A 14,801-nucleotide genomic window follows, 5' to 3' on the forward strand; every position below is an offset into this window, starting at 1 on the left:
ATGGCCGGTGCCTGATGAACTCTCGCGTTTCCCCTGCTGACCTTTCCCCTGGTGGCGCTGCCGCGGCTTCGGTCGAGATCGGCCAGCGCGTGCCGCGCCGGGAGGACGCGATCCTCGTGCAGGGGCAGGGGCGCTATACCGATGATCTCAACGTCGAGCGGCAGCTCTTCGCGGCCTTCGTGCGCAGCCCCCATGCGCATGGCGAGCTGAGGGCGGTGGATACGGCAGAGGCGCGCGCGATGAAGGGCGTTGTTGCGATCTATACCGCGGCCGACCTCGACGGCCACGGCTACAACGCCATCCTGACGGTGGTCGATATACCTGCCCGCGATGGTACCTCGATGCGAAAGCCTGGGCGCGCGGCGCTGGCGGCCGACAAGGTCCGTTTCGTCGGCGACCCCGTCGCGGTCGTCGTCGCGCGCAGCGCCGAGCAGGCCCGCGACGCGGCGGAGATGGTCAGGCTCGATATCGATATCCTGCCCGCGGTCACGGATGCCGAGGCGGCGCTTAGCCTCGAGGCTCCGCAACTCTATGACGACGTCGCCGGCAATCTGATCGTCGATTTCCACTCCGGCGATGCCGGCAAGGTCGCCGCGGCCTTTGCTGATGCCGCGCATGTCGCCCGGCTGCGGATCGTCAACAACCGCATCGTCGTCAACCCGATCGAGCCGCGCGCCGCGATTGCGAGCTTTGACGGCAAGACGAAACGCTACACGCTGCATGCGCCCAGCCAGGGCGCCTTCGGCATGCGCAACAATTTGGCGGCGGCGATGGGGGTGAAGCCTGCGCAGATGCGCCTGGTCACCGGCCATGTCGGCGGCTCCTTCGGCATGAAGGCCGCGGTGTTTCCCGAATATGTCGTGCTGCTCCACGCGGCGCGCATGCTGAAGCGGCCGGTGAGATGGACCGACCAGCGCTCGGAGAGCTTCGTCTCGGATCACCATGGCCGCGACATGGTCTTCGAGGCCGAATTGGCCCTGGATGCGCGCGGGCGCTTCCTCGCCACGCGCTTCACCGGCGTCGCCAATATGGGCGCCTATGTCACGCCCGCCGGGCCGCTGATGGCAACGCTGAATATCGGCAAGAACTCGGTCGGCATGTACAGGACGCCGCTCGTCGAGGTTAAGACGCGTTGCGCGGTGACCAATACGGCGCCGATCGGCGCCTATCGCGGCGCCGGCCGCCCGGAAGGCAACTACCTGATGGAGCGGCTGATCGATAAGGCCGCGCGCGGCATGGGCATCGACCGGGCGAGCTTGCGTCGGCGCAATCTGGTCCAGCCCGCGAGGCTGCCTTGGGCGACGCCGGTGGGCACGGTCTATGACAGCGGCGATTTCCCGGCGCTGTTCGAGCGGGCGCTCGAAGCCTCGGATTGGAAGGGTTATGCCGGGCGACTGAAGACGAGCCGCAAGGCCGGGCTGCTGCGCGGGCGCGGCATCGGCTGCTATCTCGAGGTCACGGCGCCACCGACCAATGAAATGGGCGGCATCCATTTCGAGCCGGATGGCAGCGTGACCATCGTCACCGGCACGCTGGATTACGGCCAGGGCCATTGGACGCCTTTCGCCCAATTGCTCACCAGCCAGCTCGGCATTCCCTTCGATAAGATCAAGCTCGTGCAGGGCGACAGCGACAGGCTGATCGCGGGCGGCGGCACGGGCGGCTCGAAATCGCTGATGGCGAGCGGCTCGGCGATCATCGAGGCGAGCGATCTCGTCATCGAAAAAGGCAAGCTCATCGCCGGCCATGTGCTGGAGGCCGATACCGCCGATATCGCCTTCGCTGCCGGCCGCTTCAGCGTGGTCGGCACCGACCGCGCGATCGGCATCATGGAGCTGGCGGCGCGGCTGCGGGCCGGCACCGCGCTCGCGCCGGGACTGCCGCAATCGCTCGACGTCGATCACGTCTTCAAAGCGGCGCCATCGGCCTATCCCAATGGCTGCCATGTCGCCGAGGTCGAGATCGATCCGCAGACCGGCCATGTCGCGATCGCGCGCTATGTCATGGTCAATGATTTCGGCACCGTGGTGAACCCGATGATCGTCGAGGGCCAGCTCCATGGCGGCGTCGTCCAGGGCATCGGCCAGGCCCTGTTCGAGCGGACCGTCTATGACGACAGCGGCCAGCTGATGAGCGGCTCCTATATGGACTACGCCTTGCCCCGCGCAGTCGATGTGCCCTTCTTCTCCTTCATCAGCCAGGGCGTGCCGACGCAGAATAACCGGGTCGGCGCCAAGGGCTGCGGGGAGGCGGGTTGCGCCGGCTCCTTGCCCTCGGTGATGAACGCGGTCGTCGATGCGCTGGCGCCCCATGGTGTGACGCATCTCGACATGCCGGCAACGCCCCAGGCGGTCTGGCGGGCGATCCGGTCCGGGCAGCCCGGAGCGGGCCCGGACGGCCTTCAGCACTGAGCGGCGGCGTTATTCACTCCCGTCATTCCGGGACATGGCGAAGCCAATGACGCGAAAGAATATGGGCCCGGAACCCAGAACCGATGCATGTCCTCGCGAAGTGAGCCGATTACTCCTTCTCAAGCAGCGGCATCGGTTCTGGGTTCCGGGCTCGATCCTTCGGATCGCCCCGGAATGACGGCGCGGCCTCAGTCATAAGTCGGTGTCAAAACCCGTTGGGATGAGGGCTGAGTGAATCTCAAACGGCCTCGGAGCACAGCCGCCGACGCTGCCAGCCAGTCTTCGGGATTGCGCCCTATCGCGTCGCGGCCTCGGCGGCCAGCAGGGCCAGCACCCGCTCCGCGCGCGAACAGCCGGCGCGAGCGCGCACGCCGTCATAGCAGGCCTTGAGCCGGCCGCTCGCATAGGCGTTGACGACGATCTCGTGGACATAGCTCTTGCGCACCACCGCCGGCGTGTTGGCGAGCCGCTCCGAAACCTCGCGCATGACCAGAGCAAGCTCGCGCTTCTGGTGGCCCGGCGCGGCCCCGTTGCCGTTCGCGAGCAGAAATTCCGCCGCAGTGGCGTTGCCGGCCAGCATGCGCAGATCCTTGCTGCTGACCGGAAAACCCGAAACGCGGCGGAGATAGGCGTTGACCTCGCCGGCGCGGATTGGCGCAACCGCGCCATCCTCGTCGCGATATTGCAGCAACCGACGCCCCGGCAACGTCATGATGCGGGCAAGCGCGCGCGCCAGGGGCGCATCCTCGAAAGCGCATGCGACCTGCACCCCGCTCTTGCCCCGAAACACCAGCGCGACCCGCCGGCCGGTCAGTTCGACATGCCGCTTGAGCAGGGTCGAGGCGCCAAAGCTGCCATTGGCCGTGGCGTAAGCCTCGTTGCCGACCCGGATATGACACCGATCGATGATGGCGACCGCGCAGGCCAGCGCCTTGTCCCGCCCGAGTCCGCGCGTCCTCAGGTCGCGCGCGACGCTCGCGCGCAGCTTCGGCAGCACATCGAGGATGCCAAGCAGCCGCTTCAATTTGCGGCGCTCGCGCCGCTTCTCCCAGGCGGGATGATAGCGATGCTGGATGCGCCCGGCCTCGTCCCTGCCGATGGCCTGCAAATGGGCGTGCGGATCGGCTGCGATGCGGACATCCTCATAGGCGGGGGGAACCGCCAGCGAGCGAATGCGGGCGAGCGTGCCGGCATCCCGGATGGTGCGCCCCGCGGCATCGCGATAGCCGAAACCCTTGCCGCGTCGCAGGCGGCGGATCGTCAGCTCGTCGGCCGCGACCTTGTGCAATCGCGCGCCCGGCTGTCGCTGTTTGGCCATGCCCGCCTCACCCAGCTAGAGAAATTTTCGATTCAGTTTGATAGGAAACGGCTCCAGCTCTTTGTTTTAACGCGTTTTCTTCGTGCCAACCGGTGTTCCCTTCGCTCGAAAACGCTCTAACCGCGCTTGAGCCCACGCGAGGGCTGCCAGAATCCGCTCCAGACCGTGTCGCTCAAGGTGGTGCCGCTCCTGGCTTGCCCGGCGGCGATGTCGGTTGCCCTCGAGCCGTTCGGTTCGCTGCTGGCGAGCGCCTCCCAGCCGATCGGCATGGCCACCGGAGCGCCCGGGCGGGCGCGCGTCGAATAGGGTGCGATCGCGGTGGCTCCGCGCGCATTGCGCAGGTAATCGATGAAGATCCGCCCCTTGCGGGCCTTCTTCGACAGGGTCGCGGTGTAGCGCCTGGGGTCGGCCTGCTCCATCGCCTTGGCGAAATCACGGGCGAAACCCTTGACCTCGCCCCAGTCGGCCTTGGGTTTCAGGGGAATGACGACGTGGAAGCCCTTGCCTCCGGAGGTCTTCAGGAAGCTGGTGAAACTCAGCTCGCCGAGCCGTTCGCGGATGCTGAGCGCGGCTTCGCGCACGCGCTCGAGCGGCACGCCTTCGTCCGGATCGAGATCGAAGATGACCTGGTCGGGGGTTTCAATCGCGTCGATCATCGCGCCCCAGACATGGATTTCGACCGTGCCGAGCTGGACCAGCGCGGCCAGCCCGTCAAAATCTCGGATATACAGCAGCTCCTCGCCATCCGTGTCCTTCCGTGTCGCGACCGCCTTGTTCAGGCCGGGGCCGGCATGCTTCTGGAAGAAGGCCTGGCCGGCGATACCGTTGGGAGCGCGCAGCAGGCTGAGAGGCCGATCGACGACGAAGGGCCGCATCAATGGCCAGACGGTCGCGTAATAATCGAGCAGGCCCTGCTTGGTGAGCCCGATATCGGGCCAGAGCGGCTTGTCGGGGTTGCTGAGCCTGACCTGCGTCTCGGCTCGGGCCGGCGCTGCCGCCCCGGGCTTTGCCGACGCGGTCTTGGCCGACGCGCTCTTGGCCTTCGAGGCCGCAGCCTTCGAGACCGGAGCTTTGGAGGGCGCCTTGGACGAAGCTGGCGTTTCCGCGACGACCTCGGCGGCGGGCTTATCCTCACGCAGGCCGAGGAAAGAGGCATGCCGCAGCGTCTTCGAGGCGGTCCAGGCGCGAAACTCGATTTCGGCGACGAGCTCGGGCTTGACCCAGACCACCTCACGATCACGCTCGGCGGCTCCCGCGAAGAGCGGGTTTTCGGTTTTTATCGCATCGAGCCTGCGCTTGAGTGTGGCGGCGGATTTGCGGGTGAAGCCCGTCCCGACGCGTCCCGCCGGCTGCAGCGCGCCATCGGCGTGATAGCCGAGCACGAGCGAGCCGAGCTCACGGCCTGAGCCCTTGGAGGGCACATAGCCGGCGATGACGAATTCCTGGCGCTGGGTGCATTTCGACTTGATCCAGTCGCGTCCGCGACCGCTGCGATAGGGCGCGTCGACGCGCTTGGAGACGACGCCCTCCAGCCCCATGCGGCAGGCATGGCGCAGCATGGTCTGGCCGGGCTCGACGAAATGCTCGCTGTAGCGCAGCGGGCCATCGGCCGGGGCGGCCTGGAGCAGGGCTTCGAGCTGCTCCTTGCGTGCCAGCAGCGGCTCGGCCCGCAGGTCCTCACCGTCGAGATGCAGTAGATCGAAGGCAAAGAAGACGAGAGCATCGGTGCGTCCTTCGGAGAGCGCCTCCTGCAGCGCCGAGAAAGACGAAATGCCGGACGCGCCCAGGGCCACGGCCTCGCCGTCGATCAATGCGGTTTCGCAAGGCAGCTTCGCGAGGGCGTCCACCAGCGTCGCACCGAAGCGCTCCGTCCAGTCGAGCCCCGAGCGGGTCGATAACCTTACCGTGCTGGCCTGGCTCACCTTGCCAGCCTTGCTCACCCTGCCGGCTTCGCTCCCTTGGCCGGCCTCGATCCGCGCCTGCAGCCGGTAACCGTCGAACTTGACCTCGTGCAGCCAGTTCTCCCCAACCGGTGGCTTGTCCTGAAGCGTTGCGAGGCAGGGCGCGACGAAAGGCGGAAGCGCCACGTCAGCTTTGGCCGTTCTCGTGACCGCGCGCCGTTTCGTACCCGCCACCTTGCGGGCGCCTGCTCCGGGCCGCTTCGTCGTCGGCCAGAGTTTCGTGCCGTCCGCGCCGATCTCCTCGATGCTTCGCCCGGATTTCACCGAAAGCGGCGCGATTTCAAGGACGTCCTCGTCATCCCTGGCGAATTCGTCCCTGACCTTGATCAATAGCCAGTTGTCGCGCTTTTCGCCGCGCCGGGGTTTCAGCCGGACCAGATGCCATTTGCCGGCGAGCTTATGCCCCTCCAGCGTGAAGGCGAGATGGCCTTTGCTCATGCCGAAGGTGGGGTCGCCCTCGGGAAGCCACTGGCCTTCATCCCAGATGATGACCGAGCCGGCGCCATATTGGCCCTCGGGGATGGTTCCCTCGAAGGCGCCATATTCGAGCGGGTGGTCCTCGACATGCACGGCGAGGCGCTTGTCGTCGGGATCGAGACTGGGACCGCGCGTCACGGCCCAGGACCAGAGCACGCCGTCATGTTCGAGCCTGAGATCGTAATGCAGGCGGCGCGCCGCATGTTTGTGAATGACGAAGGCGCCGCCGCGACTTGCCGCCTTGTTGCGCGCAGCTGCGCCTTTCGGCTCCCCGGTGTGCGAAAAATTCCGCTTGGCGCGATAAAGCTCGAGACTGGCCATACTCCGGGCCTCCGCCGATCAGGCGCTCTTGCGGGGTTTGGCGGCAGATTTTCGTGCGGCCGCTTTCCCCGCTGCCGGCGTCTTCGATGCAGGGGTCTTCGATGCAGGGGTCTTCGATGCCGGTCTCTTGGCTCCGCTGTCCCCGGCGAGGCTCTTCTTGAGCGCGTCGAACAGGTTGACGACATTGGCCGGGCGCTCGGCCGCCTGCACCACCGGCGGCTTCCGGCCCTTTTGCTTGGCCTGGATCAGCTCCAGCAGCGCCGCCTCATATCCGTCCTCGAAATGGGAGGGATCGAACGCCGCCTGTTTCTTGTCGATGATGTGGGTCGCCAGCTCGATCAGCTCCGGATCCAATTTGGACTTGGCTATGCCGGCAAAAACCTCATCGGGCTTGCGCACCGTCTTGTCGTAGCGCAGCGTCGTCAGCAGCAGACCCTTGTCGAAGGGCTCGATCATCACCGGGCGCTCGCGGCGATACAGCACGATGCGCGCGATGCCTGCCTTGTCTTGCCGCGCCATCGCCTCGCGGATCACCGCAAAGGCCTCTTCCGAGGCGTCGTCCGACGGGGTGACGTAATAGGGCATGTCGAAATAGATCTGCGGGATATCGTCGCGGTCGACGAAATGCTCGATCGCCAGGGTGTGCGAGGATTCGATCTGAACCGCGTCGATCTCATCCTCCTCGACCAGCAGATACTCATCGTCGCCGATCTCATAGCCCTTGACCTCGTCGTCATCGGGCACCGGCTTGCCGGTGACGCTGTCGATATATTGCCGGCGGACGGTGTTGCCGGTCTTGCGGTTCAGGATGCGGAACGAGACCTTCTCGCTGTGGTCGGTCGCACCAGTCAGCTCGACGGCGCAGGACACGAGCGAGAGCTTGAGATAGCCCTTCCAGGCGGGACGTGGAGCCATTATGCCGCCTCCCGCCGCGAGGGCTTGCCGCCGTGTCGGGACGGAGCCTTCCGGGACAGATTTTGCCGGGATACATCCTTCCCAGACTGATCCTGCCGGGACAAGGCGTTGGCGCGATTGAGATCGTCCTGCGTGAACACCGGGACCGGGTCGGTCAGGATGGCTGTGAGAACATCGCCGTCGAGCTGGCCGTTGGCGATGACGAAGGCGAGCGCCTCGCGCGTCTCACGTTCGGCGCGAAGCTGCGCAGCGAGCGCCGCGATCAACCTGTCCTTCGCCGTCAGATGCATGACGCCACTCCCGCAGATGAGCCCATCCCCCTTTCAACGTGCCGGGCACAGGGCTGTTCCCAGGCGAGCGCAAGAACCCTGGCGGCAAGAACCCTGGCGGCAAGAACCCTGGCAGCAGGAACTCTTGGAGGCGCGGGCCGCCTGTCATCCCTCCGGCGACTGTCGTGAGATGCGGGCAGGGCGGCTCAGCGCCTCATCATCCGCAAGCCACCAGATCAGGGCATGGGCATCGAGCAGCAGCCTCAACTGGGATTCCAGCCCCCGAGTTCAGTCTCGGGCAGCGGCTCGTCAAAGCGCGCATCGACGGCGATCTTTCCCTTGAGCGCGCCAAAGCGCCGCTTGCCGCGTGGCGCGACCGGCACGCTGCCACGGGCAATGACCACATCTGCGCCCTCAAGCGCGTCTGCGATCAGTTCGGACAGGTTGGTCTTGGCATCGTGAACCGAGAACTGGGCCATCGGCATCTCCTTAGCTGGAACATAGCTAAGGGGCCGCGCCGAGCGAGAGCCATGCCGTTCAGCTGGGGCGGCGGCTGTCTGGCCGATATCGGCAACCACGGCGAGGTCGCGATTCCCGCGATGCGCTGGACGCGTGGCCCAAGACTCTATATCAATTGCATCTGGTTTTTTATTATGGATCGTCCTGCGTGGACCCTCTTAGCGATGTCATAGCCCTGCTCCGGCCGAACACGGCGATCTCCAAGCCGATTACCGGGCGGGGCCACTGGGGTGTCCGCTATGCGGCGCACGACGCTCCCGGCTTCACCATCATTCTGAAGGGCGAATGCTGGATTTGCCTCGCGGGGCAAGAGCCGTTGCGGTTGCAGGAAGGTGCGTTCCTTCTCCTTCCCTCCACGCCGGCATTCACCTTGAGCAGCAAGCCGGACGTCGCCTGTGAACTGCGCGATCCGGTGCACGCGCCCGTCCGCCACGGTGAGCAGGAGGGTGAGGCGGATTTCGAATCACTGGGAGGCACCTTTCGGATCGAACCGGTGAACGCGCCGCTGCTGCTCGCGCTTCTGCCGCGCATGATCCACATCCCAGCCTCGGAGCCGCGCTCGGCACGGCTGGGCCGGGTGATCGAACTGATCGCGGAAGAATGTGCCGGTCGCGAGCCGGGTAGGGAGATGATCCTCCAGCGTATGCTCGAAGTCCTGCTTGTCGAAGCCCTTCGCTGGCGCGGCATGGCGCTTGATGATGCCGGCCTCCTCAAGGGGATGCGCGATCCTGCGCTTGCCCGCGTCCTCGGCGCCATGCACGCCGATGCCCGGGCCAGTTGGACGGTCGCTGCCCTGGCGAAGGTTGCCGGGCAATCCCGCTCGGCCTTCGCCGCGCGCTTCGGCGAGGTGCTGGGCTGTGGGCCGATCGAATATCTCGCCCGCTGGCGGATGGCGCTCGCCAAAGACGCGCTGATGCGCGGTGCCAAGACGCTCGACAGGATCGCCGACGAGATCGGCTATGAATCCGCGAGCGCCTTCAGCACGGCATTCCGCAAGCGGCTGGGCTGCCCGCCCGGAAAGTTCGCCCGGATCGGTGCTGTCGCCGATCCTGCCTAAGGCCGCTCGGGCCGGGTCGAGTGAATCTGGACGATTGGAAAATAATACTGGACTTTGAATTATGTATCGTCCGGTCGTCTGGGCTTACAAGGACCCCATCAGAAACAGATGGAGGTTCCCATGCAAACGATCCTGATCACCGGCACGTCATCGGGCTATGGCCTTGAGACCGCGCGTCATTTCCTGTCCAAGGGCTGGCGTGTCATCGCCACCATGCGGCGGCCCGACACGGACGCCCTGCCGCATGCGCAGAACCTGCGCATCCTGCCGCTCGACGTGACAAGCCAGGAGAGCATCGCGGCAATGGTCGCGGCCGCCGGCCCGATTGATGCGCTCGTCAACAATGCAGGCATCGGCGTCGTCGGTGCGTTCGAAGCCACGCCGCTCTCGCATATTCGCAAGGTGTTCGACACCAACACCTTCGGCGTCATGGCGATGTGCCAGGCGCTCATCCCGCAGATGCGCGAGCGTCGATCCGGCGTCATCGTCAACGTGACATCGAGCGTCACCCTCGCTGCGATGCCGCTGGCGGCTGCCTATACCGCCAGCAAGCAGGCCATCGAAGGGTTCACCGGCTCGCTCGCCCATGAACTCGGGCACTTCGATATTCGCATGAAGCTGGTGGAGCCGGGATATGCGCCGACCACCCGTTTCGCCGAGAACACCGACGTCCGCGTCGAGGATTTGATTCCGCCGGCCTATGCCGGTTTCGCGGCGCCCATCTTCGAAGCCTTCGCCAAACCTGCGCTGACGACGAAGGAGACGGACGTCGCCGAGGCTGTCTGGGCTGCCATCCACGATACCTCCGGCCAGCTTCATTTTCCGGCCGGGGCCGATGCGGCCGCCCTCTATGAGGCCCGCCACGGATAAGGTTTGGCTGCGTTCGAAGCTGTGGCGAAGCATGGAACGATGGGCGTCGACCGCTTGGCCGAAGCCGCAGAGGAGGGTCGCGCCATGGCGTGGGAGCGGCGGGGTTGGCGGAGGTAGAGGCCCGGCGATGGCGGCACTCCATCTACGCCATGACCCTCTGACGCCGCCTGACGTGCAGGCAATCAGGACGGCTCAGGCCGATCGAACAGACGCAGCGCCAGCAGCGCGTGCCCGAGTGATCCGCCGGCGCGCACGGCCGCGGCGATCATGGCAACTTCCGCAAGTTCCTGACAGGTGACGCCGACTTTCACCGCCGCGCGGGAATGAACGTCAAGGCAATAGGCGCATTGCGTCGTCAGTGCGACCGCCAGCGAGATCAACTCGCGGTATTTCGGCGGGATTGCGCCGTCCTGGCGCCCGCAAGCATGGTTGAAGGCGAGGAACGCCTTCGCCTCGACCGGCGCCAGCGCGGCAAACTGCGGAATGGTCTGGAGATCCTCTGGTGCCTGATAATCGGCCATGTCCTCACCCCGCCAGATATTCGCGCAAAAGCAGGCGGGCCCGATGGAGGCGCGCCTTGGTCGCCTGCCGTGACAGGCAGAGTGCTACGGCGATTTCGTCGATGGTCATTTCCTTGAGATCCCGCATCAGCGCGACCTCGCGGTATCGGGGCGGCAAAGCTTCGAAGGCCGCCGCCAGATCGAGCCGTAATTCAGCATCCGGCCGCTGGGAGAGGATCGCTTCCAGCGCATCGTCATCGGCGGCGACAGTCAGGCCGGCTCGGCGGGCCAGCCTGAGGCATTCCCGGCGCACCACGCTGAACAACCAGCCCGACAGGGCGGCGAGCGCCCGGATGGCGCCGACATGACGGGTCAGAAGCCATAATGTCTCCTGGGTGGCGTCCTCCGCATCAGATGCGGTGCGGCAGGTCGACTGCGCATAGCGGCGGATGTTCGGCTGTGTGCGCTCCAGAAGGCGGGCGATGGCCTCCCTGTCGCCGAGGCGGGCAGCCTCGAACGTCTCGTTCGTAACCACGCCTATGCTCATGATCGGCTCCCGCCGCCCATCCCTGCGATCGCGCATATCGGGCAATAGCCGAAGACGCCGCTGAGCGCGAAGGCACGCCTTGGCGCTCTGACGCCGCATGACTTGCCTCTGCATGGATCGTGCGGCCGCAATCCGCGGCGCCAGACGGCAAGCTCATCGACGCTCCCGGCATCACGGCTCGTCGGTATCACCCTCAGGCGCCTCGGCGGTTGCGGGTCGTTGACCAGCCCAGGTCAACAGCGCGTCGAGTGCAGGGCATAGGGCTTGCCCCCAGTCGGTCAGCGCATATTCGACCTTCGGCGGCACCTGATGATGGACGATGCGACGAACGATGCCGTCCTGCTCCATCTGGCGAAGCTGCTGGATCAGCATCTTCTGCGATACCGCCGGGATCGCCCGTTCGAGCTCCGAGAAGCGCTGTACCCGTCCCCCGAACAGATGGAAGAGAATGGTCAGCTTCCAGCGCCCTTCGAGCAGCTTCAGCGCCTGCTCGACGCCCTCGGCCGCCGTTTCGCGCGTATAGACCGCAGGGCTGAGCTTACTTTCAGGTGAGTACCTTACTTTTTCGTCTGTTCTTGTCATTTAGTGAGGTTAGGGCGAACTCTTCCGGGATGCAACGCCGCCGCCGCGATGGCGACGACCGTCATGAAGAGGAAAGCCAATGTCCATCTCCTTGCCAAAACCCATTGCCGCCTATTTCGCCGCCGACCGCACGCAGCGCACCGGCGTCGCCGATTGTTTCACCGAGGCTGCCATCGTGAAGGATGAGGGAAAGACCCATGCTGGCCGCGAGGCGATCCACCGCTGGAAGACGCAGGCCTCCAGCAAATACACTTATGTCAGCGAGCCCTTCGCCATCGAGCAGGATGAGGGCCGGGCTATCGTCACCAGCCGCGTGACCGGAAACTTCCCCGGCAGCCCTGTCGATCTGCGCTACAGCTTCGTCCTCGAAGCCGGCAAGATCGCCAGCCTGGAGATTGGGCTATGAGCTTCGATCTCGGCTTGAAGGGACGCCGTGCCCTGGTCACGGGCGGCACGAAAGGCGTCGGCGCGGCTGTCGTCGATGTGCTGGCGAAAGCCGGGGTTCGGATCGTGACGACCGCGCGTGTCGTCCCTGAAACATCCCCCTCCGGCATCTCCTATATCGCCGCCGATCTCAGCACGGCCGAGGGTTGCGCGCATGTCGCAAGCTGCGTCCTCGACCAGCTCGGCGGTGTCGATATCATCGTCAATGTCGTCGGCGGATCATCTGCGCCGCCCGGTGGCTTCGCGGTCCTCGACGACATGATCTGGGAACGGGAGCTGAGCCTCAACCTGATGTCGGCGGTTCGGATCGACCGCGCGCTGCTGCCGTCGATGGTGGCTCAGGGATCGGGCGTCATCATCCATGTGACATCGATCCAGCATCAATTGCCGCTGCCGCAATCGACCACCGCTTATGCCGCAGCCAAGGCGGCGCTCTCCACCTATAGCAAAAGCCTCTCCAAGGAGGTCACGCCGAAAGGCGTTCGCGTGGTTCGTGTCTCGCCCGGCTGGGTCGAGACGGAGGCTGCGGCCGCTTTTGTCGAGCGGCTGGCGACTGAGGCCGGCACGGATTACGAAGGCGGCAAGGCCATCGTCATGCGAGGGCTCGGCGGTATTCCCCTCGGCCGGCCGGCACGTCCATCTGAGGTTGGCGACCTCATCGCATTTCTTGCCTCGCCGCGCGCCAGCGCCATCACCGGCACGGAATTCGTCATCGACGGCGGAACCGTGCCGACAGCCTGAACCCTGGGCGGAGGGGACACGACCGGTGATCCGTCATGGCGTGTCATCGGCGGAGCCGGTGGGTGGAGAGCGCCATTCGTGCTTCAGCGATCGACACCCGCGAGGTGCGGAGCCGGTTCGCAATACTCGATCAGCAATTCGGTGAGGACCCGTATCTTCCGCGCGGGATGCTGACCTGGCGGGCGGATGACATAGGCACCGGCCGGAGGTGGTGGATGACGCGTCATGACCGGCATGAGCGCACCCGAAGCGATATAGTCATGGGTCAGGCAATCCGGCAGGTAAGCGATGCCGAGTCCTGCTGCCGCGGCGGCGACCAGAGCGATGCCGTTGTCGGCCTTGAAGCGCCCCTGCGGACGAACCGTGATGATCTTGTCGCCATCCATGAGTTGCCAGGCTTCGGTGCCCTGCATCAGAGCCTCATGGGCAACGAGTTCCTCCGGCGTCTCGGGCGAGCCATGCGCCTTGATGTAGTCCGGGCTCGCGACGAACTTCCCATGGATCGGTCCGACGCGTCTTGCGATCAGGTTGGAATCCTGAAGATAGCCAACCCGTATCGCACAATCATAGCCCTCTGCGATGAGATCGACGAAGCGATCGCTGTAGCAGGTGTGGATGTGGAGCTGGGGGTGGCGGCGCGCCATTTCCGCGAGGATGGGAGCGAAGTGCGTCTGGCCGAAAGAAAGCGGCACGGCGACGCGCAAGCGGCCGCGAAGCTCACCGGCGGGCAGGATCGTTTCCCTGGCTACGTCGATCTCGGCGCAGACTCTTGCTGCATAATCCCGGAACGTGGCCCCAGCTTCCGTGAGAGCGGCGCCCCGGGTGGTCCGTGCAAGAAGCTGGACACCAAGTTCCGCTTCAAGCCGGAAGAGCCGCCGACTGACGACTGACTTGGAGACGCCGAGCCGCAGCGCTGCAGGCGAAATTCCCCCGGCATCAGCCACTTCCACGAAGGTCTGCAACTCCTCGATATCCATTTGGCGTTCCCCTTTCCGCGACACAGCTTGCCATAAAACGGCGCTATCGCATCCAAAATAGGAACGGCAATACTAATTCTAGGCAACGTCGCCCCTGACGCATGTCTCCCGCCAAACCAATGCCGCTCATGGGCGGCAGCAAAGGATGTAATAATGACCTTTCGTAACGGACTTGCTTCGCTTCTTCGTCCCGAAGACTCGGTACTCGTCCTTATCGATCACCAGCCCTACCAGCTTGCCAACCTGAACAGCCACGACCCGCATGCAGTGGTCAACAACTCGACGGCGCTGGCGAAGGCCGCCAAGGCCTTCGGCGTCCCCACCATCCTGACGAGCGTGATCGCTGAGCGGGGCGGTCTCCTCTTCCCTCAGATCACCGACGTGTTTCCCGGCCAGGAGGTCATCGACCGGACGCTCATCAACACCTGGGAAGACAGGAAGGTCGTGGACGCGGTCAAGGCGACCGGCCGCAAGCAGCTCATCATCGCTGGCCTGTGGACCGAGATCTGCGTTGCGATGCCAGTGATCCAGGCGCTGGGCGAAGGCTGGGATGTCACGGTCATCACTGACGCCTCGGGCGGCACCTCGGTCGAAGCGCACGAGGTCGCCATCCAGCGCATGATTGCGGCCGGCGCGAACATGATGACCTGGCTGGCGCTGGCGGCCGAATGGCAGCGCGACTGGGCGCGCACCGAGCACGCCGGCGAGCTGACTGAGGTGCTCAAGCAGCACGCCGCCGGCAGCGGCATCGCCTATCTGTGGGAGCAGCAGCTGCTCAACACCCCGGTGCCGCGCACCGCGGGCTGATCCGGGCGGGCATGCGGAGATTCTCGAGCGGCGCGTCGCGAAAAGGCGGATTGCTTATCGTGTCTCCTCATCCCCTCTCAAGGGG

General features: G+C 65.4%; 15 protein-coding genes. 6 read left to right on the forward strand and 9 right to left on the reverse strand.

Annotated elements, in window-relative coordinates; all coding sequences use genetic code 11:
* The first annotated feature begins 14 nt into the window (after window positions 1-14).
* Window positions 15-2,411 carry a xanthine dehydrogenase family protein molybdopterin-binding subunit gene (locus tag ACSQ3P_RS24785; RefSeq protein ID WP_436168130.1) on the forward strand — a complete coding sequence of 799 codons (2,397 nt, stop codon included), beginning with the start codon at window positions 15-17 and terminating at the stop codon, window positions 2,409-2,411.
* Window positions 2,412-2,706: 295 nt separating this feature from the next.
* Here ACSQ3P_RS24785 and ACSQ3P_RS24790 read toward each other — a convergent pair whose 3' ends face one another.
* From ACSQ3P_RS24790 to ACSQ3P_RS24810, 5 genes are all read right to left on the reverse strand, one after another.
* A complete protein-coding gene (locus ACSQ3P_RS24790; RefSeq protein ID WP_436168131.1) occupies window positions 2,707-3,729 on the reverse strand; it encodes a DNA topoisomerase IB in 1,023 nt (340 codons plus the stop codon).
* A 116-nt stretch (window positions 3,730-3,845) separates the two neighbouring features.
* A complete protein-coding gene (gene ligD / locus ACSQ3P_RS24795; protein WP_436168132.1) occupies window positions 3,846-6,488 on the reverse strand; it encodes a DNA ligase D in 2,643 nt (880 codons plus the stop codon).
* 18 nt (window positions 6,489-6,506) lie between these two features.
* On the reverse strand, window positions 6,507-7,403 hold the full coding sequence (locus ACSQ3P_RS24800) for a Ku protein (protein WP_436168133.1): 897 nt from the start codon (window positions 7,401-7,403) through the stop codon (window positions 6,507-6,509).
* The gene (locus ACSQ3P_RS24805; RefSeq protein WP_436168134.1) at window positions 7,403-7,693 is read right to left on the reverse strand and encodes a hypothetical protein; all 291 of its coding nucleotides are present in this window, start codon (window positions 7,691-7,693) and stop codon (window positions 7,403-7,405) included. Before ACSQ3P_RS24805 ends, ACSQ3P_RS24800 begins: the two co-directional genes overlap by 1 nt.
* A 242-nt stretch (window positions 7,694-7,935) precedes the next feature.
* Window positions 7,936-8,151, reverse strand: a complete 216-nt coding sequence (locus tag ACSQ3P_RS24810; protein ID WP_436168135.1) for a type II toxin-antitoxin system Phd/YefM family antitoxin — start codon at window positions 8,149-8,151, stop codon at window positions 7,936-7,938.
* A gap of 188 nt (window positions 8,152-8,339) precedes the next feature.
* Here ACSQ3P_RS24810 and ACSQ3P_RS24815 point away from each other — a divergent pair, with 188 nt between their 5' ends.
* Entirely contained in the window at window positions 8,340-9,248 is a 909-nt protein-coding gene (locus ACSQ3P_RS24815) for an AraC family transcriptional regulator (protein WP_436168136.1), read from the forward strand.
* A 120-nt stretch (window positions 9,249-9,368) separates the two neighbouring features.
* Window positions 9,369-10,118 (forward strand): SDR family oxidoreductase, encoded by a 750-nt coding sequence (locus ACSQ3P_RS24820; RefSeq protein ID WP_436168137.1) that lies wholly within the window; start codon window positions 9,369-9,371, stop codon window positions 10,116-10,118.
* Window positions 10,119-10,300: 182 nt separating this feature from the next.
* On the opposite strand, the gene ACSQ3P_RS24825 is transcribed toward ACSQ3P_RS24820, so the two are convergent.
* From ACSQ3P_RS24825 to ACSQ3P_RS24835, 3 genes are all read right to left on the reverse strand, one after another.
* Complete coding sequence (locus tag ACSQ3P_RS24825; protein WP_436168138.1) at window positions 10,301-10,639, reverse strand: carboxymuconolactone decarboxylase family protein; 339 nt, start codon at window positions 10,637-10,639, stop codon at window positions 10,301-10,303.
* Between the two features lie 4 nt (window positions 10,640-10,643).
* Complete coding sequence (locus ACSQ3P_RS24830) at window positions 10,644-11,165, reverse strand: RNA polymerase sigma factor (protein ID WP_436168139.1); 522 nt, start codon at window positions 11,163-11,165, stop codon at window positions 10,644-10,646.
* 171 nt (window positions 11,166-11,336) lie between these two features.
* Window positions 11,337-11,747: a winged helix-turn-helix transcriptional regulator gene (locus ACSQ3P_RS24835; protein ID WP_436168140.1), complete on the reverse strand. Its 411-nt coding sequence runs from the start codon at window positions 11,745-11,747 to the stop codon at window positions 11,337-11,339.
* Between the two features lie 79 nt (window positions 11,748-11,826).
* On the opposite strand from ACSQ3P_RS24835, the gene ACSQ3P_RS24840 reads away from it, so the two are divergent.
* Together ACSQ3P_RS24840 and ACSQ3P_RS24845 are read left to right on the forward strand one after the other, a co-directional pair.
* The gene (locus ACSQ3P_RS24840; RefSeq protein WP_436168141.1) at window positions 11,827-12,153 is read left to right on the forward strand and encodes a nuclear transport factor 2 family protein; all 327 of its coding nucleotides are present in this window, start codon (window positions 11,827-11,829) and stop codon (window positions 12,151-12,153) included.
* Entirely contained in the window at window positions 12,150-12,932 is a 783-nt protein-coding gene (locus ACSQ3P_RS24845) for an SDR family oxidoreductase (RefSeq protein WP_436168142.1), read from the forward strand. The genes ACSQ3P_RS24840 and ACSQ3P_RS24845 overlap by 4 nt, the downstream gene beginning before the upstream one ends.
* Before the next feature lie 83 nt (window positions 12,933-13,015).
* Here ACSQ3P_RS24845 and ACSQ3P_RS24850 read toward each other — a convergent pair whose 3' ends face one another.
* Complete coding sequence (locus tag ACSQ3P_RS24850) at window positions 13,016-13,909, reverse strand: LysR family transcriptional regulator (protein WP_436168143.1); 894 nt, start codon at window positions 13,907-13,909, stop codon at window positions 13,016-13,018.
* Window positions 13,910-14,062: 153 nt separating this feature from the next.
* Between ACSQ3P_RS24850 and ACSQ3P_RS24855 the strand changes: the two genes are divergently transcribed.
* Window positions 14,063-14,716, forward strand: a complete 654-nt coding sequence (locus ACSQ3P_RS24855; RefSeq protein WP_436168144.1) for a hydrolase — start codon at window positions 14,063-14,065, stop codon at window positions 14,714-14,716.
* Window positions 14,717-14,801: the final 85 nt, after the last annotated feature.

Source organism: Allobosea sp. LjRoot9, from assembly GCF_964252745.1.
Lineage (GTDB): Bacteria > Pseudomonadota > Alphaproteobacteria > Rhizobiales > Beijerinckiaceae > Allobosea.